This is a genomic window from Halorubrum sp. SP3, from assembly GCF_005435195.1.
GTDB lineage: Archaea > Halobacteriota > Halobacteria > Halobacteriales > Haloferacaceae > Halorubrum > Halorubrum sodomense.
This window is the reverse complement of sequence record NZ_SGTU01000309.1, coordinates 1-239: the sequence shown is the minus strand read 5'-3', so window position 1 is coordinate 239 and position 239 is coordinate 1. Positions and strand designations below refer to the sequence as shown.

General features: G+C 56.5%; 1 protein-coding gene. It reads right to left on the bottom strand.

Going from position 1 to position 239, the window contains the following annotated elements; all coding sequences use genetic code 11:
* Positions 1-16: 16 nt before the first annotated feature.
* The coding region (locus tag EXE42_RS18940) for a hypothetical protein (RefSeq protein WP_158293769.1) at positions 17-239 on the bottom strand (223 nt) is incomplete at its 5' end.

Here is a 239-nt window from a genome sequence, read left to right as displayed (position 1 = left end):
ACAATTCTCCGACAATTCAAGTGAAAACAACAGCGACGAAAACGACGATGAGGCGGACGATGAGAAGACGGGGAAACGCAATCTGAAGCTCCCCGATGATCAGTACTTCCCAGTTCTCAAAGATATCGAGGATCGGACTGGATACACCCCCGCTCGCCTCAACGACAACGGCCGCTCGGGGGAGGGACAGACCGGCCACGGACAGGAGAGGAACAGCCCCGACGTCGACACCAAAACGG